The organism is Streptomyces sp. NPDC002386, assembly GCF_053593175.1.
In genome coordinates, this window is record NZ_JBSFBX010000024.1 from 65,144 (window position 1) to 85,789 (window position 20,646).

Sequence of the window (20,646 nt, forward strand, 5' to 3'; positions counted from 1 at the left end):
CATCTCGTACCAGCCCCTGTGCCGACCAGTGAATTCGTGCGGTCCAGCGCCCCGTGCGTCTCGCGACCGAAGGGTTCTGAGGGACCTCTGCGACGATGTGGCGCTGGGTGACGATGCGGACGGGGATACGCGATCGAGCCTGATCGAGTTGTGGTCCTTGGTCACCCCGCCGGCTCTGGTCCGCGCACCTTCTGGGGCAACATCGAAATTGGCACCTTCTCCTACCGCCTCGTACAAACCTGAATGCGATCGGTCAGGTCAGCGGCCGGCCCACCACCTCAACCGGGCCTACCTCAGCGCGAAAGAGGCCCGCTGCCGCCACAGAGTCCCGTCATGGATCAGCAGGTCGACCGAGGACACCTGCGTGACGATGGGAAGACGGGTGACCAGGTCGGCCTCGATGTCCTCGACGACAACCTCGTCCTGGCCTTGCGCGACGGTCAGGTGCGGGATGACATCGTCGAATTGCCCACCGAAGGGCGGGTTTTCCGGCCACCGTTCGACGATCGCCTCGGTGAGCCGCCTGAAGTGGGTATCCGTCTCGGGCGCGAGATACAGCACCCCGGGGAACCGGCCGCAGTGGTCAAAACGGGCCTCGAAGGACTGATGCCGCCCGAGCACCTCGCCGACCGAGGCGCAGACACCCTGGTCGATCCGGCTCGCATGGAGAAACGGATAGAGCACGGTGACGTGGGCCGGAACGCCGGTGCGGGATGAGGGGTCAAGCCGGTCACGCCATGCCCGCACAGCAGGCTCCGCCTCCGGGATCCTCACGATGAGTCCGGACTGCCCTGCCTGGAACCCCTGCGCGTCCTTGTCCTCCATCGTGTCTGTCTATCAGCGGGATCCGGTCGGCGGCGAGCCGGTTGTCGCCGCCATGCAAGGGCGGGCCGCAGCAGGCGTCTGTGCGGCGCAGCAAGGCCGCTGTGATTCTCTGCCCTCAGGCTTGTCCCGCAATGATCTTGAGCGTCGCCCCTGGGCGCTACCGTCAACGAGGCTGTGAGGTTCCGGAGCGTGCGACCTTCCTCAGAGGTCCGGGAACGGTGGCGCCTCGTCCATCGTCAGCAGCAGTTTCCTTGCTGGTTCAGCCTCTTCCGGCCGCATGGATGAGGCGAGGCCCTCGATGACCAGTCGGCCTGCGTGCACGGCTTCCCTGGCGGCTACTTCCCAGGCAGGCTGCTCCCGGAAGCTCGTGCGCTTCGGGCCGCCAGCCGCCGCGGCCGAAGAGTGCCAATTGTCGGTCTGGTAGATGCTCTCCAGTAAATCCAACAGCTCGGCCTTGCAGGGCACGTACGGGGCCCCAGCGAGTTCAAGGAGGAATGGGACCGTCGAGGCGGTCGCCTCACCGACTACGAACCCCAATGCGCAGACTCTGTCTCCTAGTTCGTCGACTGCGAGGCGGGCAGCGTCCTCGCCTCCGTACGCGATCCGGGAGAGCAGCGGCGGGATGTCCCCGGCGGGGAGCTGTCGGGCGTCGCGCAGTGTCCCCCAGCGGACGCCCGAGACGCCTTTCAACAGACTTCCCACGTACTGTCACCTTTCATGGGGGCTCGCGATAGCCCTGTCATCGGACCATCAGCGTCCTGGCGTGGGCGATCGGCGTCAATCCCAGCTGTTTCGGTGATCCCGACCGGCGGCACTCCGACCGGGTGGATGATGTTGCCATGTTGGGTGTGATCACGGCGTCGGTGCCCTCCGGGATAGCCCCATTCACCGGGCTGAGCCCACATCAGTTCGGCAAGCTGATCACCGCGCTCCGGCGCGAGGGTGCGGACCCGGTGCGCAGGGGCCGGCCCTGGAGCCTGCCCCTGGAGGACCGCGTACTCCTGGTCGCCGCGTACTGGCGGACGAACCTGACCCTGCGCCAACCGGCCCCGTTGTTCGGGGTGTCCAAGTCGGCTGCCGACCGCATCATCGACCACCTCGGGCCCTCGCTCGCGCTCCAGCAGCGCAAGCGGCTCCGCAAGGACGCCGTGCTGATCGTGGACGGAACCCTGATCCCCACCCGCGACCACACCATCGCCGAGCAGTCCAAGAACTATCGGTACTCCACCAACCACCAGGTCGTCATCGACGCCGACACCCGACGCGTCGTCGTAGTCGGTCGACCAGTCGCCGGCAACCGCAACGACTGCAAGACATGGGAGCTGTCCGGCGTGAAAGACGCCGTCGGCAAGGCCACGGTCATCGCAGATGGCGGCTACCGCGGTACCGGCCTGGTCATCCCCCACCGCCGCGAACGCGGCCAGACCGAACTTCCAGCCTGGAAGGAGGAACACAACGCTTCCCACCGCAAAGTCCGCGCCCGCGTGGAGCATGTCTTCGCCCGGATGAAGGGCTGGAAGATTCTTCGAGACTGCCGACTGAAAGGCGACGGCGTTCACCACGCCATGCTCGGCATCGCCCGCCTGCACAACCTCGTCCTTGCCGGGTGACGCAGAAACCAGCAGGTCACCCAGCACGCCGATCTTTTACGGGCCAGCCCTTAGGCATGACCCAGTCAGCCGCTGTCGCAGACCTGGGGCTGCGCTTTCAGTGCCCCGTCACGGGTGCACTCCGGCCGCAATGGGCGGCAGCAGCGCAAGCTTGGGTGTGAGCCAGTTGTTGCCGGCTGGCAGCCACCCAGTCGGAGTTGGAGAGGGTGGAATCTTTGTGGCGGCAGTCTCAAGGACGGGATTGTCCAGACGAGTAGCTATTTCGTTACCGCAGTAGGACGTCTATACCGTGGTCCGCAGCGGTCGGTGCGCGCGTTAAGCGTGCGTGCCGGCCGCTGGAGCGCAGGTAGGGGCCGACGCCCCTACCCTTCAATGCTGCGCACACAGGATGGACGAGAGGGGACAGCGACGGCACCACCAATGACCCGGGCCGACCGGCTTGGGCCCCCTTGGTCCGGGGCGCCGCACGGGTGCCCGGGAGGCTTCCACGCCTCCACATACGCTGTGTGAGAGACGTCAGCGACGTCCCGTCTCACCCAGGGTGACGCTGTGCCTCAGAGTCCTGATCAGCTGTCTCTGCCGTCTCACCGACTTGGCAGTCGGCGACTTCCGCCACGCGTGCGGTGCGCCGGCGCCTTCCGGCCGGGCACCGCTGACGAGGAGGTGCCCGGTCGCCCCGTTCGCAGGTGCGGTCGGCGCCGGTGTCAGTGTCCGCCGGACTCCTCGGGGCGCGCATGGCGCGGCAGGAGGAAGGAGAGGAGGAAGGTCAGCGCGAGCATGCCGTCGACGATCCACAGCACCGTCTTCATGACCGATCCGAAACCCCCCTTGAAGGCCGAGGTCGCGGTGGCTTGCAAGGCCGCGGGTATCCGGGCACCGTCCTCGGGCGAGGTCACCGCGGACCGTGTGTCCTTCTCCAGGCGCGCGCAGGACGCCGGGGTGGCGGCGGGGTCCTTGGCCACTGCGCGGTCCGAGGCACACTCACGCAGGTCCGCCACGACACGATCCCGTGCGGCGGGCGCGACGTGGGCGGCGGCCAGCTGCCCGCGCAGATCGTCCGAGCGGTGGTCGACGGCGGTGGCGATCCCGCCGCCCAGCAGACCGAAGAACACGGTGCCGAGGATGGCCACGCCGAAGGCGCCTCCGAGCTGCTGCATCGCGGTCATCGTGCCGGACGCCGAACCCGTCTCGCGCTGCTCGACACTGGCCAGCACGATGTCGAAGAACGGAGCCATGAGCAGACCCATGCCGACGCCGGTGACGAGCAGGGACGGCAGCAGCTGCCAGGGGCCGACGCCGCTGCCCACCATGTCGAGGGTCAGCCACACACCGAATACGCCGACCGCCATGACGATGGTGCCCGCCTGAAGTACGGCACGTCCGAACCGCGCGACACCCTGCGCGATCCCGAACCCGACGATCATGCCGCCGGACCAGGGGACCATGACCAGACCCGCCTTGAGTGGCGAATAGCCGAGACCTATCTGGGTGTAGAGGTTGAAGACCAGCATGAAGCCCTGCATGGTCGAGAAGAAGACCAGTCCGAGGACCATGCCGCCGCTGAACCCGCGCTTGCGGAAGAGGCTCGGGACGACCAGCGGGTCAAGACCGGCGCTGCTGCGGCGCGACTCGTATCTGGCGAAGACCGCGAAGACGACGACGGAGGCGCCCATCATCACGAACGTCCACACGGGCCAGTCGTACTCGCGGCCCTGGACCAGCGGGAAGATGATGAGCAGAGCAGCCAGCGAGACCAGGAGCATGCCGGGGATGTCGAGGCGGGGCTTGCTCTCGGAGCGGCCCCGGGGCAGGTAGCGCACCGCACCGAGGAAGGCCGCTGCGCCCAGCGGCAGGTTGATCAGGAAGATCATCCGCCAGCCGGTGCCGAGGTAGTCGGCGTCCACGACCCAGCCCGCCAGGATGGGCCCGCACACCGCGGACAGTCCCATGATCGGACCGAACATGCCGAAGGCCTTCTGCGACTCCTTGGGCGGGAACATCTCCTTGATCATGCCGAGACCCTGGGGCAGCATCACCGCGCCGAACAGGCCCTGCACGACGCGGGCGCCTATCAGCATCTCGGGCGATACGGACACCGCGCACAGCAGCGAGCCCACGGTGAAGCCGGCGGCGCCCACCAGGAACATCGTGCGCCGTCCGTGTATGTCCCCGAGTCGGCCACCGGTGACGAGCCCGACGGCCATCGACAGCGTGTAGGCGGCGGCGAGCCACTGCAGGGTGGAGGCCCCGCCGCCGAGGTCGGCCCGCATGGAGGGGCCGGCGATGTTCGTGACGACGGCGTCGAGGAGGTCCATCACCTCCGCCGCGAGGATCACGAAGAGCGCAGCCCAGCGCCACCGGTAGGGCGCGGGCGAGTCGGTGGGCGTCTCCGTGGACGCGACACCGGTGCTGGACATCGGAACTCCTCGCACTGGGGTGCGCGCCGCGGAGACAGTCCGCGAGGCGCGCAGGAATGGGTGTACGGATGTGATGAACGGTGTTCACCTTAGCAGAACAGTGCTCATCTAGAGAACGCTGTTCATCAAGATATAGCGCAATCGGCCCACGCCGCACAAGATATATCGCGTCTTGGGCTGACGGGCGCCTGGAGAACGTCACTCACCGGCGGAGAACACTGTTCTCTCAAGGCCTAGACTGGGCGCATGACAGACGCGGCAGCCGACAGCCCAGCAACCCCACCGCCGTCTCCGTGGGAGCGGGAGCGCCCCGCCCGTCCCCAAGCCGCGCCCGCGCGCACACCGCTGTCCCGCGACCGCGTCGTCGAGGCCGCTTTCACCGTGCTTGACCGGCAGGGACTCGACGGACTGTCGATGCGTCAGGTGGCCGCCGAACTGGGCGTGACCGTCTCCGCCCTCTACGCTCACGTCAACTCCAAGGACGACCTCCTGGAGCTGATGTACGCACGTCTTTTCGACGGCTTCGAGATGCCCGCAGCAGATCCGGACCGGTGGCAGGAGCAGCTGCTGGACTACGCGCGGGCCGGCAGACAGCGCCTGCTGTCCCATCGCGACATGGCTCGCATCTCCATGGCGCACGTCCCCTTCACCGCCGAACTGCTGCCACACGTCGAGGGGTTGCTCGCCATATTCCGCACAGCGGGCCTGCCCGACCGTATCGCGGCGGAGGCGGGTGATCTGATCTCCACGTACATCGACGGGTTCGTCCTGGAGGAGGGCATGTGGCAGGACCGCGCCGCCCAGCAGGGCGGCGACGCCTCATCCCTGGCCCGCCCCGACTGGCGCGAGATGGCCGACGAGATGCAGAACTACTTTGCGACCCTGCCCGAGGCCGACTTCCCGCACCTGCGCGCTCTGTCCGGACTCATGGTGACGGACTCCTCCGACGAGCGCTTCGACGTCGGCCTGCAGATCATCCTGCGCGGCCTGGCGAGCTACCTGCCGGACCGGACGGACCACGCGACCCCGGAGGACTGACCGTCTCCGCAGCCCCGTCGGACGTCAGCGGAGAGCGTTGACGTCAACCAGCAGTACGGCTCCGTCGTCGTCGGCGCTCACGTGTGGCTCGTCGGGCGCGCCGCCTGGGTGGAGTTCGTCAGGGGGATGGTGGGGTAAACCCCAAGGCGTTTCAGGTTGTTGCCCGGATGGGGCGAGCCCCTGAGATCCGCGAGGCTCGTCGTATGACGCAGCGCACGCACACCATCCGCAACGTCGCCATCATCGGCGTCTCCACCGCTCTTCTCGCCGTCACCGCACCCGTGACCGCTTCCGTGGCCGCGAGCCCTTCCGGGGGCCTCGCCTGGACCGCCTGCGAGGGCTCCGGCATCGACCCCCGTCAGCGGTGTGCCACCCTCCGGGTCCCCATGGACTACGCCGACCCCGACGGTCCCCTCATCGACATCGCCGTCTCTCGTATCCCGAGCGAGAATCCCGAGGCCCGACGCGGCACCCTGTTGCTGATACCCGGCGGGCCGGGCGGCTCAAGCCTGAACGACCCCTCGGGGAAGGGGCAGAAGCTCCCCCAGGACGTCCTGGACGCGTACGACCTGGTCGGCTTCGCCCCACGCGGGCTCGCCCCGTCCACGCCCGTCGACTGCGGGCTGGACCACGGCGACCTCGCCGCCTCCAAGCTCCGCCCCTGGCCCGCCCTCGACGGCTCGGTGGACGGGAACATGGCCACCGCCCGCCGCATGGCGGAGGCCTGTGCCGCGAACGGCGGCGAACTGATCCGGCATCTCAGCACCGCCAACGAGGCCCGCGACATCGACCGCCTCCGCACCGCGCTCGGCGAGCGCAAGCTCTCCGCGTGGGGCGTGTCGTACGGGACGTATGTCGGCGCCGTGTACGCGCAGCTGTTCCCGCACCGCACCGACCGCATCGTGTTGGACAGCAACGACAATCCCGACCCCACCCGCGTCGCCCGTGCCTGGCTGGCCGGGCACGAGCAGGGCGTGGAGGACACCTTCCCCGACTTTGCCGCTTGGGCGTCGAAGTCGGACAACCCGGACCGCGTCGCGAGCAGGGCCGCCGACGTCCGGCCGCTGTTCCTGCGGCTGGCCGCCCGGCTCGACCGGAAACCCCTCCCCTGGCCCGGCGCCAACCCGGAGGAACTGAACGGCAACGTCCTGCGCCAGACCATGCTGGACAGCCTCTACTCCCCCACCCGCTATCCCACGCTCGCCAAGCTGATGCGGGCCGCACAGCAGGGCACCGTGCCTCCGGCGCCTGCGGCACCGCCCGAGGCCGTCCTTCAGAACGTCGCCGCCGTCGGCGCCGGCACGCTGTGCAACGACGTCGCGTGGCCCACGTCGAAGGCTGTGTACGAGAAGGACGTCGCCGAGAGCCGCGCCAAGTACCTGCTCACCGCCGGCATGCCACGTAACGCAATGCCGTGCGCCGCCTGGCCGTATCCGCCGCGTGAGGCGCCAGTACGGATCACCGGCCGGGGGCCGTCCGACATCCTGCTCGTCCAGAACGAGCGGGACGTAGCGACCCCGCTCAGCGGCGCCCGGAAGCTCCGGGAGGCGTTTGGCCGGCGCGCGGTCATGGTGACGGTGAACTCCACTGGGCACGACGCTTACCTCGCCAACGGCAACGCTTGCGGCGACCGCACGGTCTCCCGCTTCCTGGCGACGGGGCAGCGGCCGGGCACGGACGCCTACTGCGCCTGACGGTCGCTCGACTTCACCAGCTCCGACTCGGCGGACAGGATGGTTAGGCCGTAGCAGACCCGCTGTGCGGCTTCACGTCATCCTCCGCCCAGCGCACGCCGTAGCCGACCCAAGGCCAGGCGAGGAGGCCGCAGTTCGAGGAGATGCAGCAGCATTCGACACCGCAGTGGCCACGTTGGGGCTACCGGTTCCTGGCGGCCGCTCCCCGGACGCCCTCGGCGAACGCGGCTACGCTCTGCGCGCCGGCTGCCTCTGTCTCTTCGAACTGCCCCTGGTCCGCGCCGACCTGATCACGGGCTGTGTCGCGCAGAAGCCCCCGTCATTTCTCGGGGGATCCCCGCACGACCTGGCCTGCTTCTGGCACGACCTAGTCTGTTGAAGTAACGAGGGGTTCTTCATATTCACCCAAAGTTGCCAACAAATTACCGAAATTGGCGGGCGACGGGCTGGGACGACTTCCACCGAATTGGAGTCGTATCGCCCCGCAGCGCGTGGCTGCGGGGCGCATGGTGGGGTCTAGTCGACCATCTGCCCGTCGAACATACCGCCGCTGCAGGTGTTGGTCGCCCAATTGACCGTTCCGCCGCCCTGCTCGCACTCACCTGGGGTGAGGCTGGCGGCGGTGGCGGTGGCGGCGCCTGTGAGGCCGAGTCCGGCGAGGGCTGCCGTGGCGATGACGGCGGCGAGGATTCGTCGAATGCGCATTTGGTTCGCCTTTCACGGATTGCCTCGGTTGGGGCACTACTCAATCAATTGTTCATCCATGTGGGCGACACGTCATGTCGGGCCGTTCAGGTGACCCTGCAGTCGGGCGCGGGGCGGTCACGCGACCCGTCAGACAGGCCCTAGCGGGCGGTGCCGCGCGTGGTCACCTCGCGGTTTCGTTGGTAGGAGATCGCCGGTCCATGGGCCGCAAATGCATCAACTGAACATGTTCAGTTGATGACTCACGCGGAGGAGCCTGGGCTGTCTTCTCTCCCCGGGCCCGCCCGGCCCGTTTGCAGGTACCAGGCGCTGTGCCAGTCGCCCGTTTCGAACGGGTCCGACTCTGCCACGTGCAGCTGCGCCGGCAGCTCGCCCACCCGCGGCCGGCAGCTCGCCCACCCACGCGTTCGGCACGATGTCCGCCATGGTGGCTGCCTGAAGTCTCGTAGCCAACCGCCCTACCGGGGGCAGGGCTCGACTGAGGTGAGGGCCGGCCGGCGGCCTAATCGTGTTGACCGCCCCCAGCAGGCAGTGCTGGAGTCGGCACGTGGACAGCATTCCCGCCAACCGGCGGCTCTGGAACCAGATCAGCAGCGCCTACCAGCACGAGCACGACCCGCGAATCGGCGCCGCACCCCGGCTGTGGGGCATGTACTCCATCCCCGACACGCACCTGCAGGCTTTGGGCGACGTCACCGGCAAGCGCGTCCTCGAGCTCGGCTGCGGCGCCGGCCAGTGGTCCAGGGCGCTCGCCGCCGAGGGCGCCACCGTGGTCGGGCTCGACCTGTCCGAAGCCCAACTCGCCGCAGCGGCCGACGCGATGGGAGCAGTTCGCCACCCGCTGGTGCAAGGGGCCGCCGAACAACTCCCCTTCGCCGCCGACAGCTTCGACCTGGTGTTCTGCGACTTCGGTGGGCTCAGCTGGGCGCCCCCGCATTTGGCCGTCCCGCAGGCGGCACGCGTCTTGCGCCGAGGCGGGCGCCTGGTGTTCAACGTCGCCAGCCCATGGTTCGAAGCTTGCTACGACGAAGCCGCCAGCCGCGTTACCACGACGCTGCAGCAGGACTACTTCGGGCTGAACTCCATCGCCGAAGGCGACGGAGCGACCAGCTATCAGCTCACCTACGGCGGCTGGGTCAAGGTCTTGCGCGGCGCGGGGCTCATCATCGACGACCTCATCGAGCCGCGGCCCGACCTCGGAACAGCCAACGGCTACAACGAAACCGACCCACCCGACTGGGCACACCGCTGGCCGGCGGAACTGCTGTGGGTAACACACAAACCGTAAGTTCCGTTGCACCCGGAGTCGGCAGGAGTCGGGAACGAATTCAGCGACAGTCGTTGAGCCAGTCGCCCGGCATCAGGTCACGGAGGCGGTCGAGGTCTTCTGCCGTCCGGCCGCGAGCCAGGATGGCCGCGCCGTCGTCATCGCGCAGGAGGACGCCCTGGCCCAGGAACCACCGGGTCTGCTCACCGACGGGGTAAGCCGGGAAGGGCAACCGGATGCAGTTCGCCTCGAGCAGTTCGAGGGTGCCGTCATCTGGTTCGAGGAAGTCGCAGAGCTCCTCACCGGCCTGCAGGGACTCGGACAAGATGATCTCCAAGAAGCACAGGGACAGACGCTCCAACCAGCCCTCCCACCGTTCCGCGCCCTTGTCGGCAAGATCAAGCCGAATGGCGACCGCAGGATCATCATCCGGGAGGCTGTCGAGAAGGACGCCCCAGGACGCGGCACCCTGATTCTCGTGGCGGAAGACCAAGGCCTCTTCGGCGTCGTCGACATACAACTCCGCAGGTCCGAGCAGCACATCGTGGTTGCTGGTGAGATCCCGCCGGAGTCCGAACAGTGCATACGCCTCACGCAACGCCGCCGGCAGCCGGAGCCCCAGTCTCTTCTCGGCAGCTTCGAGATCGGCTTCCGTCCAACCGTCATCGCGCCCCAGAGCGGCGCCGGCCCAGTCGGCAGCGAAGCCCTCGATGAACGTCCATGCGCCATCGCGGGCTTCGACGCCTCTGGCGAGGGACGCGGCAAGATCGAACTCTCGTGTCATGCCGGGACGATATCCGTCGCCTGATCGTGGCGCAGACGAAGGAGAGCTCGATTCTCCACCGCAGGCTCGTGCACAGTTATGAACATGGCCCTGGCTCGGCCGAGTCCCGGGACTCCTGGGCGATGAGCGACCGGATGCTGAAAATGCTGAGTGGCACCTCTCCGCCTGCCTGACGCGGCTGGAGGAGCGGGACGCCACCGGACGGCCGAAGGGGCGCGGGAGGGGGTCGAGAGAGAGTCGGACACGCCGTTCTGCCCGCCATCTGCGAAAAGCCGTTGCGAGCGACCCGGCATCGGATGTCTCATTGATCGGCCACCGCTCAGGGGAGGGAACATGAGGGCATCGCTGCCCACCCCGTCGTTGCACACCGCTCGCCTTCGGCTGCGGGCCTTCGAGGACGCGGACGCGAACGACCTCTTCGCACTGCACAGCAGCGCCTACGTGCTGCGCTACTGGGACGCGCCACCCTGGAGCGAACGCGCGCGGGCCGAGAAGTTCATCACGGCTTGCCGGCAGATGGCACAGGACGGTACCGGGGCGCGGCTGGCCGTGGATCGGGTCTCCGACGGGGCGTTCATCGGCTGGTGCAGCCTCACCAGGTGGAATCCGGAGTACCGGAGCGCGTCGCTCGGCTATTGCTTCGACGATGCGGCGTGGGGCCACGGCTATGCGACCGAGACAGCGCGCGCTGTGCTGCGGTGGGCATTCGACACGCTGGACCTGAATCGCGTCCAAGCTGAGACCGATACGCGCAACGTGGCTTCCGCCCGCGTGCTGGAGAAGCTCGGCTTCGTTCGTGAAGGGACGTTGCGGGAAGACTGCGTCGTCAACGGCGAGGTCTCCGACTCGTGGGTCTTCGGGCTCATCAGACGGGAGTGGAGGCCGTCGTCCGAGCCGGTTCCAGATGATTGAGTTCGCCCTACGACGGCTGGTTCAGGGGCCCCCGGCCGGGGCCCCCGGCCGGTCAGTCGAGGAGCAGGGGGTCGGGCAGGGAAGCCACCGGGTGCATGCGCAGCAACGTGTGTACGACGCCCGCGAGCCCTGACATGAGGCTGGGCGAGAAGGCTTCCCGGGCCAGGCCGCCGACCGGACCGCGCTGTTCCAGACTGGTGAGGATCTCGCCGTCCAGTTCGGCGCGCTCGCCGAACTCCATGGCGGTGAGGAACTGCCACAGTCCCAGGTCCCCGTGGCACAGTGTGTGGCTCCAGCCGAAGCCTTCGGCGGCACAGGCGGCCGCCGCCCGCCGGGCCATGTCCAGGCAGGCCGGATCGCCGGTGCGCCGGTGGAGGTCGAGCATGCCGATGCCGATGCCGGCGCTGCCGTGGCACCAGCTCGTGAAGAAGTCCTCCTCGGCGCCGACCCGGACGTCCTGCCAGTTGCCGGCTTCGGGCCGCCACAGCGACTCCTGGTAGGCGAAGGCCCGCTCGGCCAGCCGGTTCCAGTCGCGCCGCTCGGCCGCTGACCCCGCCTCGCTCAGGGAGAGCCGGGCCAGGGCCCAGCCGATGCCGGTCGCGCCGTGGGCGAAGCCCCCGATGCCCTCGGGGTTGAGCCGGGTCGTCCAGCGCGCGCCGCTCGCGTCCACGTCGGCCAGCCCGGTCAGCCTGCGCCCGATGTGCGCGGCGGCGGCCAGCCAGCGGTCCTGCCCTGTCGCCTCGGCCAGGTCGAGCAGGGGGACGATGCCGCCGGCCGCCCCGTTCAGCAGGTCCACCTCGACGTCGTCGTCGACGAGCGGGCCCTCCAGCAGCTCGGCCCGGCCGGCCGCCCGCTCCAGCAGCCGGTCCTCTCCCATCACCCGGTGCAGCGCCAGCCAGGTCCACACCTGCGACGCGGCTCCGCTGAAAGCCCCGGCCGAGGGGGTCGGCGTCCGCTCCTCGGTACCGGCCAGCACCCGTAGCGCGCCCTCGTACGTCTCGGCGACACCCGGAACCTCGTCGGCCCGTCCGGCCCGCGCCTCGGTCAGGTACTCGGCGAGGGTCAGGGCCACCCCGCCCTGCCCGGTGTACAGGTCGGCGGGCAGCACCCTGATGGACCATCCGGCGGGTGTGAAAACCGGACTGATCCAGGTGACCGTGCCGTCCTCGCCGCGCACCGCGCCGTCGCACAGCCGCCGCACCATCCGCCCGGCCAGCTCCCGGCGCCGCCGCTCCGCGTTCCGGGCGTGCGGATCGTGTGCGGCCTCCTGCACCCGCGCGGGCAGCGAGCGCTCGTTGAGGTAGGCACCCACCAGCGCGTCCTGGATAACCGACTCCTCCAGCACGAGGTCGGCCGTACGCCAGTCCTCGACCGTGGCCCGCACGTCCGCCGTGTCGACGGTGAAGGTGAACATGGGGACGTCGCCGACCAGGAGTTCCGCGATCTCACCGTCGATCGTGTCCCGGTCCGTCGGCGCGCCTGGCAGCACCTCGGCGTTGCGCCGCAGGATGTCCCGGGCCCGTTCCACGGCCGCCGGCTCGTCGTGCAGCGACGCCGGGTGCCACAGCATCCGGCCGATGTCGACGTACGCCTGCGTCGGCCGCAGTATCCGGCGCGCCCGGGCGCCCTCGAAGCGGCGCAACAGCCGGTAGGGGTCGGTCCCGGCCCGGCGCAGGTGCGCGGTCATCTCTCTGAAGCCCGCCAGGACCCGGTCCCAGTACGTGCTCAGCACGGGGGTGGGGCTGGGGTGGTTGCCCGCACCGGGCATGGCCACCAGGTCCACCTCGAAGCGGGCCGCCGCGGTGCCGCCGTCCGCGATCACCGGGTTCGGGATCAGAGGCTGCTGTCCGGGCAGCGCCCCGACCCCGGAGATGTCCACCCCGCCGAGCGCGAAGCCGGTGCCGCGCACGGGCAGCAGACCGGTCCGCAGCACCGTGCGGCGGATCGCCGCGGCCGCTACGTCCACCGCGTCGCCCCGGCCGCTGGGCGGGAAAGGGGCCGGGGCGTCGAAGAGCGTCTCGGCGTCCACGATCACGGGCACCGGTCCCGCGGCGATCATGTTCTCGGCGTGCATGTCGGTGCCGCCGGTGAAGCGCAGGACGGCCAGCCAGTGCCCGACGTTGCGGTAGAAGGCGGCGAGTTCGGCGTCGTCGGCGCAGTAGCGGTGGCCGACGAACTCGGCCCAGCCGTAATGGCCTCGCCCCAGCATGCGCGGCACCCGGATGCGTTCCCGGGGCGCCGGGGCGCCGGGGAAGTCGGCGTAGATCTCGTCCAGCAGCCCGCCGAGCGCCACGTCGGTCTCCGGCGGACGCGGCTTGTACATCACGGTCCCGCCGGCGAAGTCGGCCCGGCTGACCGTCAGGCCGCCCCGGTGGCTGTCACCTGCGCCGAACGTGACGGCGCGCAACTCCCCCGCCTGCGTCCCCAGCAGCCGCCGGAGCAGTACCCGGTCCTCAGCCAGCCGTCGCGCGAACCCGGTCGTCGCCGCCACCGACATGCCGGCCACCGCGGCGACGCGGGCTGCGACGGTCGGGTACCGGCCCGCCAGCCGGTCGAGGTAGCCGTCCTCACCGGCCTGCTCGATGAACTCGGTCCAGGTCCGTGTGTCGGTGCCCGTCGCCGCGTCCTCGGGTTCGGGCCCGCCCCTGGCCATGCGCAGCGCGTGCAGTTCGATCAGGAACAGCCGGGACAGTTTGGCGTGCAGGGATCTGAGCAGCGCGGTGTGACCGGCCTCCAGCACCGTTGCGCGCTCCGCGCGGTCCAGATCGTCGACGGCGGCCAACCGCCGGGCCAGCTCGTCCCGCCACGGCCGGGCGATGTTTCGTACGGGCAGGGCGAACCACTCGGTCTCGCCCGTCTCCTGCCGCTGTGCCACCGGTCCGCTCACCGTTCGCCGTCTCCCTCTCCGCACCACGTCCACGCCCTGCTGGGCCCGCCGGCAGAAAAGGGGAGCCGCGTCGCCTCGCGCGCGGCTCCCCCGCTCACACGATCAGCAGCACCAGCTGCCGTGCGACCCGCTCGGGCTGGAACAGAAGCCGTACAGGGAGTCGCTGGGGTCGGTCAGCGCGGCCTCCGCGGCGGCGCCGCCGACGTACAGCGGGCCGGCAGGGTTGATCTGGCCCTGGGCGCTCTCGGCGCCCGACAGCCAGGCTTCGAGCACGGCGGCGGTGTGAACACTGGACTGCGGCATCTACGGCCTCCGGAGGGTGAGTTCGGGCGGATTGCCCGGCCTCCCGAGTATCGCCACATCCGAACACCTGTCAGATGCCTGATCCGGCCACAGTCCGGCGGCAATACTCATGCCTCCTACAGGAAACCGGGGAGGTACGGGGCGCCCGCCGTCCCCTCACCTCATGACGTGCTTGACCTGCGTGTAGTCGAGCACGCCGGTGAGGGACGGATCGCTGTCGTCGCCGGAGTGACGCGCTCCGCCGCGGGGCATTTCCGAGACAGCCGTGCCGTGGGCGTTCACCGAGACGATGCCGGTATGCAACGCTCGACTCGCGCGCGTGGCCCGGTCGTGGTCGCGGGTCCATGTGCCTGCGGCCAGAGCCTGCGGAACGGTGTTCGCCATCCGAAATCTTGGCCCTTCCGCGTGAACGGCTGGATCGTGACGACCGTACCGAACACCTCGCCGCGGAAGATTTCGTCCTCCTGTCGGACACCGGCCAACGCCGTGGCCTGGTGGAAGAAGCCGGGGCCTGGCAGCGCCAGTCCTCCGGCGACCACCTCGGCCGGGTCCGGGGGCCGCTCCAGTAGGTGCAGGAGGGGGGCGAGTCGAGCGCTGCCGGCCGCGTTGCCGCCGGTTTCCGGGTGCGGGCGCCTGAGGTCGGCGGCCGCCGTGGCGGTGCAGGAAACCGGCAATGGCGAGGGCACCCATGGGGCGGCCGTAGTCGCCCTGAGTTCCGGGCCGCCGGTATCGAGGGCAGCGGAGTCGACGAGAGGGCGCCCCGGACGAACGGGAACGGCCCCGCCGGAAAACCGCCCGGCGGGGCCGCTCGTCGCGCTGCCGCTAGCTGCTGCGGCCCGCGGGATCGTGGGCGACGCTGTCGCGGCCCTCGCTCCCGTGCGCCAGGTCCGCACCGGCGGAGCCTGTCGCGGTCCCCGCGGCCCGGTCGCCGTGCCCCGGCCACCAAGCCGCGTGCCCGATCAGCGCCGTGAGACTGGGCGTGAAGAACATCGACATCACGAAGGCGGCGACCGCGATGCCGAAGGAGACGGCGAAGCCCATCTCCGTGAGCAGCGCGTTGCCCGCCAGCATCATCGTGGCGAAGGTGGCCGCCAGGATGAAGCCGGCCGCGGCGACGGTCGGCCCGGCGTGCCGGAGTGCCATGCCGGCGGCCTCGCGCGGCTCACGTCCCTCGCGGGCCTCCTCGCGCAGCCGGGCGATCATGAGGATGTTGTAGTCCGTGCCGATGGCGACCACGAAGAGATACATGATCACCGGCAGCATGAACATCAGGCCCGAATGTCCCTGGCCATTCTGGAAGATCCACACGGTGGCACCGAGGGTGGCTCCGAATCCCAGGCCCACGGAGGCCATCAGGTACCAGGGTGCGACCACGCTGCGCAGCAGCAGCCCCAGAATGATCATGATGAGGATCGCGGCGACGGGGAAGACCGTGCGGTAGTCGTGGTTGACCGCGGCGTCGATGTCCTTGTAGATCGAGGACATGCCGCCGACCAGGGCCTCGGTGCCGTCGGGGGCGTCGGCGTGGGCGACGTCGCGCACCTGGCCAACGGCGTCGATGGCCTTGTCCGTGGACGCCTCGTACTTCAGCGTGACCGTGAAGTCCGCGGTCGTACCCGCCTTGTTGACCTGGGTCATCCTGGCGTCCGCGACCCCGTCCACGGCGCCGAGTTTGCGCGCGTAGGCGTCGAACGCGGCCCGGTCCAGCGGCTTGCCGTCGGTGCTGGACAGGTAGACGTCGGTGGGAGCGGCCGCGCCCGCCGAGTACGCCTTCTGCATCTCGTCCTGGGCGACCATGGACTCCTTGGTCTTGGGCATGGAGCCGGACGCCAGGTCGAAGGTGGCGTTGAAGTTGAGAATGCCCAGCGACAGCACGACCAGGACGAGTCCGGACAGCCCCGCGGCCAGTGCCGGGCGGCGCTGGACCCCGCGGCCGAGGGCGGCGAAGCGGGCGTTCTCCGGTTCCCGCTGCCAGGACTTCGACGGCCAGAAGACTTTCGGCCCGATGAGCGAGACCACGGCCGGGATCAGGGTCAGGCCCGCGACCAGCGTGGCGGCGACCGCGATGGCGAGCGCCGGCCCCATCTGCTTGAGAAAGCCGAGTGTGGACAGCACCAGCGCGAGGAAGGCGATGATGACCGCCCCGGCGGCCGAGGCGATGGCCTCACCGACCCGGTCGACCGCGTTGACCATCGCCTGCTTGGGTTCGTCGCCGGCGCGCAGGCGTTCGCGGTAGCGGAACATCAGGAACAGGAAGTAGTCCGTGCCCACGCCGAAGAGCACGACGATCAGGATCGACGAGATCGAGCTGTTGGCCTGGAGGTCGAACAGCTTGGTGGCATAGGCGATCAGCCCGTTGGCGACGGCGGACACCAGGCCGATGAGGATCAGCGGCAGGATGGCGAGGATCGGCGCCCGGAAGATGATCAGCAGCGTCACCAGGATGATGACGAAGGTGCCGATGCCGATCAGCGCCTGTCCGCGTTTGGACGAGTCCTGCTGGTCGAGTGCCTGGGCCGCCGAGCCGCCCAGTTTGACCTCCAGGTGTGTGCCCTTGGCAAGCTGCTTCACGTCGTCGCGCAACACCTTCGCCGCGTCGGCCTGTTCGGGCTGACCGGCCTTCTTGCTGTCCATCTGGACCAGGGTCAGGTCGTACCTGCCGTCCTTGGACGGCTGGCCGGGGACGACCTTCTGGACCTGGTCGATGTGCTTCTTGCCCAGCTCGGTGGTGATCCGGGCTACGTCCTGCTTGTCGGCGTCGGTCAGCCGGCCGCCGTCGGTGCGCTGGTACAGCGCGATCGCGGACGGCGTGAAGGCGCTGGGGAACGCCTTCTGCTGCAGTTCCGCGGCTCTGATGGACTCGTAACTCTTCGGCAGGAAACTGCTCTCGTCACTGTTCGAAGGCAGGCCGGGAGCCGTGGCGACGATCGCCACGGCGGCGATCAGCCAGGCCACGATCGTCCAGACGGGATGTCGGACCACGGTGTTGCCTATGCGTCGGAACATGCGGGGGGTCCTCCTGGACAGGAAGATCACCGCAGCCCGGGGAGCGGTCCCCGGCATCGGCGACCCCGGCCGGCGCGCGTCCAACGCACCGGCCGAATGGTTGTCTTAGGGTCACAGGGTAGTGACCACGCAACGGGATCATTCCAGCAGGCGCGCCCCGGCACGACCGGATATCGGGCGGCCGTCGCCGGCGGCCCGGAAGGAGTACCGGACATGAGTACGAACAGCGCCTCGGGGCCGCCGCACCGTACTCCCGAGGGCATCCTCTGGGAGCCCAGCGGCCGCTGGGTGCGCGGCCGTACGGCCGGGGTCACGGTCGTCGACAGCCGCCGTCCCGTCCTCGTGTGGGAACCCGGCGTACCTGTGCCGCTGTACGCCTTTCCGCGCGCCGAGGTCCGCGAGGACCTGCTGCGTCCGGCGCGGAACCCGCCCACCGGCACCCACACCGGATCGAGGGTCTTCTACGATCTGGAGGCCGGCGGCGAGGTACGGGCGAACGCCGCTTGGACCTTCCCCTCGGACGCCCTGGCGGACCACATCGCCTTCGAGTGGGCCCGGCGCACCGGCACCGGCCTCGACCACTGGTACGAGGAGGAAGAGGAGATCTTCGTCCACCCTCGCGACCCTTACAAGCGGGTCGACGCCCTCCCCAGCAGCCGGCACGTCCAGGTCGAGATCGGCGGCACACCGGTCGCCGACACCCGTCGCCCGGTCCTGCTCTTCGAGACGGGCCTGCCCACCCGCTACTACCTTCCCCGCGAGGACGTCCGCCTGGACCTGTTCGAGCCCACCGACCACAGCACCGGCTGCCCGTACAAGGGCACCGCGGCGTACTGGTCCTGGCGCGGCGGGGACGTCGTACCGGCCGACGTGCTGTGGAGCTACGCCGATCCGCTGCCCGCGGTGGGCGCGGTCAGGGGGCTGCTCGCGTTCTACAACGAGGCGGTCGACATCATCGTGGACGGCGAACGACTGGAACGCCCGGTCACCCACTTCACCCGGCGCCCTTGAGGGGCCGGCCGCCGGGCGCCCCGCGTCGGGGTACCGGCGGGTGGATCTCCGGTGCGATGATCCCCGCGGAGTTCGACTAGCCCGGCCGGGAGCTACGTCACCGCTCGGGCGGACTCCCTTCCTCATGACAGGAGTTCGCAGTGAGCAGTGTCCACCACGACGTCAGCCACCTTCCCCCGTCCCGGGTCGAGGAGGTCAGCGAGAACGTCTTCGCCTACATACAGCCCGACGGCAGCTGGTGGATCAACAACACCGGATTCCTCGCGGGGCGGCGGGGCGTGATCAGCGTGGACGCCTGCTCGACCGTGCGGCGCACGCGGGCCTACCTGGACGCCATCGGCACCGTCACTTCCCAGCCGGTGCGGACCCTGATCAACACCCACCACCACGGTGACCACACCTTTGGCAATCACCTGTTCGACGGCGCCACCATCGTCGGCCACGAGGCGACCCGGGCGAGCGTCCTGCAGTGGGGCGAGCCGGGCGCGGCGGCCGCGTTCTGGACCGACGTCGAGTGGGGTGACGTCACGATCGAACCGCCCTTCCTCACCTACACGGAGGGCGTCACGGTGTGGTCCGACGACCTGCGCGCCGAGGTGCGCCACGTCGGCACGCCCGCCCACACGACCAACGACTCCATCGTCTGGCTGCCCGAACGGGGGGTCCTGTTCAGCGGCGACCTGCTGTTCAACGGCGGCACGCCCTTCCTGTTGCAGGGCTCCGTGGCCGGTGCCGTGAAGGTGCTGGAAGAGGTGGTCAAGCCGTTGGGCGCGACGACGATCGTCCCCGGCCACGGCGGGGTCGCCGGTCCCGAGCTGGTCGACGAGGTGCTCGGCTACCTGCGCTTCGTGCAGCGCACCGCCCGGGCTGGCCGCGAAGCCGGGCTGACGCCTTTGGAGGCCGCCCGCGAGACCGACCTGGGCGAGTACGGCGGGCTGCTCGACACCGAGCGCATCGTGGGCAACCTGCACCGGGCCTATGCGGAGCTGGAGGACGGCCCGCTCGGCCGGCCCGTCGACGCAGCGGCCGCCCTCGGCGACATGGTCGCCTACAACGGCGGGCGCCCCCTCACCTGCCTGGCCTGAGGGCGAGGCGTCGCACCTGGCCGTGTGGGGGTGAGGCTCGGGTCGGGGTCCCTCTGAAGCACTGTGCGAGCCGTCCGTGGGCTCGGCAAGCTTGCGCATGTTGGTGCGATCATCCTCGGATGCGAGAGATCGACGAGTTGACCGATGTGGATGATCCGGCGTGGCCTGAGCTCCAGGAGGCCCTTGCGGCGACAACCGTGGCCGCGGAGGTGCTTCCTGCCGACCGGCCTGAGGGACGTCGGTGCCTCTTGCAGATGCAGGTCACAGCGCGATCGGTGCTCGGTGCTCTCGTTCTGAACACGGGCGGGTTGCTCCTGGACGGTGGGTGGGTTCGAGTGTTCGGCGGTGGATCAGCCGTTGACGGGGCTCTGCCGAGCCTGGGGCGGATCAACAGGTTTCCCGCAGTCTTCGATCCCGCGTGGCATCCTGCGGCCGGTCTCGTCGCCGGCCACGACGTCGTGGGCGGGGTCTTCGCGCTGAACGGTCATGCCCCTTCGCCAGCGGGTCGGCCGGGGGTTCCCGGACAGATGACCTACTTCGCTCCTGACACGCTCGAGTGGGAGGCGTTGGACATGGGCCACTCCGAGTGGGTTTCCTGGCTGCTCTCGGGCCGACTGGAGACGTTCTATGACGGCCTGCGCTGGCCCGGTTGGCGCCAGGAGGCCGCCGCGCTCGCCCCGTCCCAGGGCATCACCGTGTTTCCGTTCCTGTGGTCGACGGAAGCTCAAGCGGATCTCGCAGCCACGAGACGACAAGCGGTACCGATGCGGGAGGTGATCGGGGTGGCAGCCGATTTCGCCCGGCAGATGGGTGCGCCAGATCCCGGATTTCTCGGCGAGGCGTGAGGAGCCTCGGTCGAACCTCTCGGTCGCCAGTCATCTGAGACAGAGCGCACCGGCCGAGCCTCCCTGTGTCGGACCGAGCGATGTGGTGGGGCTCGGTCCGTGCCGAGGTGGTGCCGGGTGAGGGGCCTTGGGGCGGAGGCTGTGCCGTACAGCGACCCCTTCGTGAAGGTCGGTGACGTTGGCGGCACCCTGGCGGCGGACGGTGCCGATGTCGCCGTCGCGGACGCGAGGGTTCTGCTGCACAGCGTGGGACAGGA

The 20,646-nt window shown here is 69.5% G+C and carries 18 protein-coding genes and 1 pseudogene; 8 read left to right on the forward strand and 11 right to left on the reverse strand.

Going from position 1 to position 20,646, the window contains the following annotated elements; genetic code table 11:
• Positions 1–288: 288 nt before the first annotated feature.
• A complete protein-coding gene (locus ACWCPN_RS33290; RefSeq protein ID WP_451214006.1) occupies positions 289–825 on the reverse strand; it encodes a 2'-5' RNA ligase family protein in 537 nt (178 codons plus the stop codon).
• 201 nt (positions 826–1,026) lie between these two features.
• Positions 1,027–1,527, reverse strand: a complete 501-nt coding sequence (locus ACWCPN_RS33295) for a hypothetical protein (RefSeq protein ID WP_451214009.1) — start codon at positions 1,525–1,527, stop codon at positions 1,027–1,029.
• Positions 1,528–1,664: 137 nt separating this feature from the next.
• Here ACWCPN_RS33295 and ACWCPN_RS33300 point away from each other — a divergent pair, with 137 nt between their 5' ends.
• Complete coding sequence (locus tag ACWCPN_RS33300; RefSeq protein WP_451214074.1) at positions 1,665–2,435, forward strand: transposase; 771 nt, start codon at positions 1,665–1,667, stop codon at positions 2,433–2,435.
• Positions 2,436–3,139: 704 nt separating this feature from the next.
• On the opposite strand, the gene ACWCPN_RS33305 is transcribed toward ACWCPN_RS33300, so the two are convergent.
• The gene (locus ACWCPN_RS33305) at positions 3,140–4,852 is read right to left on the reverse strand and encodes an MFS transporter (protein ID WP_451214012.1); all 1,713 of its coding nucleotides are present in this window, start codon (positions 4,850–4,852) and stop codon (positions 3,140–3,142) included.
• 246 nt (positions 4,853–5,098) lie between these two features.
• Between ACWCPN_RS33305 and ACWCPN_RS33310 the strand changes: the two genes are divergently transcribed.
• Together ACWCPN_RS33310 and ACWCPN_RS33315 are read left to right on the forward strand one after the other, a co-directional pair.
• The gene (locus ACWCPN_RS33310) at positions 5,099–5,890 is read left to right on the forward strand and encodes a TetR/AcrR family transcriptional regulator (protein WP_451214015.1); all 792 of its coding nucleotides are present in this window, start codon (positions 5,099–5,101) and stop codon (positions 5,888–5,890) included.
• Positions 5,891–6,093: 203 nt separating this feature from the next.
• A complete protein-coding gene (locus ACWCPN_RS33315) occupies positions 6,094–7,584 on the forward strand; it encodes an alpha/beta hydrolase (protein ID WP_451214018.1) in 1,491 nt (496 codons plus the stop codon).
• A gap of 516 nt (positions 7,585–8,100) precedes the next feature.
• On the opposite strand, the gene ACWCPN_RS33320 is transcribed toward ACWCPN_RS33315, so the two are convergent.
• Both ACWCPN_RS33320 and ACWCPN_RS33325 read right to left on the reverse strand, forming a co-directional pair.
• Complete coding sequence (locus tag ACWCPN_RS33320) at positions 8,101–8,289, reverse strand: hypothetical protein (RefSeq protein ID WP_199209125.1); 189 nt, start codon at positions 8,287–8,289, stop codon at positions 8,101–8,103.
• A gap of 278 nt (positions 8,290–8,567) precedes the next feature.
• A pseudogene (locus ACWCPN_RS33325) lies at positions 8,568–8,666 on the reverse strand (dienelactone hydrolase family protein); the annotation flags it as partial.
• A gap of 170 nt (positions 8,667–8,836) precedes the next feature.
• On the opposite strand from ACWCPN_RS33325, the gene ACWCPN_RS33330 reads away from it, so the two are divergent.
• On the forward strand, positions 8,837–9,577 hold the full coding sequence (locus ACWCPN_RS33330) for a class I SAM-dependent methyltransferase (RefSeq protein WP_451214021.1): 741 nt from the start codon (positions 8,837–8,839) through the stop codon (positions 9,575–9,577).
• A 40-nt stretch (positions 9,578–9,617) separates the two neighbouring features.
• Here ACWCPN_RS33330 and ACWCPN_RS33335 read toward each other — a convergent pair whose 3' ends face one another.
• Entirely contained in the window at positions 9,618–10,340 is a 723-nt protein-coding gene (locus tag ACWCPN_RS33335; protein WP_451214023.1) for an SMI1/KNR4 family protein, read from the reverse strand.
• Between the two features lie 333 nt (positions 10,341–10,673).
• Here ACWCPN_RS33335 and ACWCPN_RS33340 point away from each other — a divergent pair, with 333 nt between their 5' ends.
• On the forward strand, positions 10,674–11,252 hold the full coding sequence (locus ACWCPN_RS33340) for a GNAT family N-acetyltransferase (protein WP_451214026.1): 579 nt from the start codon (positions 10,674–10,676) through the stop codon (positions 11,250–11,252).
• Positions 11,253–11,304: 52 nt separating this feature from the next.
• Here the strand turns inward: ACWCPN_RS33340 and ACWCPN_RS33345 are convergent, their stop codons facing one another.
• The 5 genes from ACWCPN_RS33345 to ACWCPN_RS33365 form a co-directional block, all read right to left on the reverse strand.
• Entirely contained in the window at positions 11,305–14,139 is a 2,835-nt protein-coding gene (locus ACWCPN_RS33345) for a type 2 lanthipeptide synthetase LanM family protein (RefSeq protein WP_451214028.1), read from the reverse strand.
• Positions 14,140–14,241: 102 nt separating this feature from the next.
• Positions 14,242–14,442 carry a DUF6229 family protein gene (locus ACWCPN_RS33350; RefSeq protein ID WP_143632624.1) on the reverse strand — a complete coding sequence of 67 codons (201 nt, stop codon included), beginning with the start codon at positions 14,440–14,442 and terminating at the stop codon, positions 14,242–14,244.
• 156 nt (positions 14,443–14,598) lie between these two features.
• Entirely contained in the window at positions 14,599–14,826 is a 228-nt protein-coding gene (locus tag ACWCPN_RS33355) for an aldehyde dehydrogenase family protein (protein WP_451214031.1), read from the reverse strand.
• The gene (locus ACWCPN_RS33360; protein WP_451214034.1) at positions 14,721–15,335 is read right to left on the reverse strand and encodes an aldehyde dehydrogenase family protein; all 615 of its coding nucleotides are present in this window, start codon (positions 15,333–15,335) and stop codon (positions 14,721–14,723) included. Before ACWCPN_RS33360 ends, ACWCPN_RS33355 begins: the two co-directional genes overlap by 106 nt.
• On the reverse strand, positions 15,265–17,448 hold the full coding sequence (locus ACWCPN_RS33365; protein WP_451214037.1) for an MMPL family transporter: 2,184 nt from the start codon (positions 17,446–17,448) through the stop codon (positions 15,265–15,267). The genes ACWCPN_RS33360 and ACWCPN_RS33365 overlap by 71 nt, the downstream gene beginning before the upstream one ends.
• A 213-nt stretch (positions 17,449–17,661) precedes the next feature.
• Between ACWCPN_RS33365 and ACWCPN_RS33370 the strand changes: the two genes are divergently transcribed.
• The 3 genes from ACWCPN_RS33370 to ACWCPN_RS33380 all read left to right on the forward strand — a co-directional run bounded on the left by ACWCPN_RS33370 (position 17,662) and on the right by ACWCPN_RS33380 (position 20,389).
• Entirely contained in the window at positions 17,662–18,459 is a 798-nt protein-coding gene (locus ACWCPN_RS33370) for a DUF427 domain-containing protein (RefSeq protein WP_451214041.1), read from the forward strand.
• Between the two features lie 140 nt (positions 18,460–18,599).
• The gene (locus ACWCPN_RS33375) at positions 18,600–19,544 is read left to right on the forward strand and encodes an MBL fold metallo-hydrolase (RefSeq protein ID WP_451214044.1); all 945 of its coding nucleotides are present in this window, start codon (positions 18,600–18,602) and stop codon (positions 19,542–19,544) included.
• A gap of 119 nt (positions 19,545–19,663) precedes the next feature.
• Positions 19,664–20,389 carry a DUF2625 domain-containing protein gene (locus ACWCPN_RS33380; RefSeq protein WP_451214047.1) on the forward strand — a complete coding sequence of 242 codons (726 nt, stop codon included), beginning with the start codon at positions 19,664–19,666 and terminating at the stop codon, positions 20,387–20,389.
• Positions 20,390–20,646 lie beyond the last annotated feature (257 nt).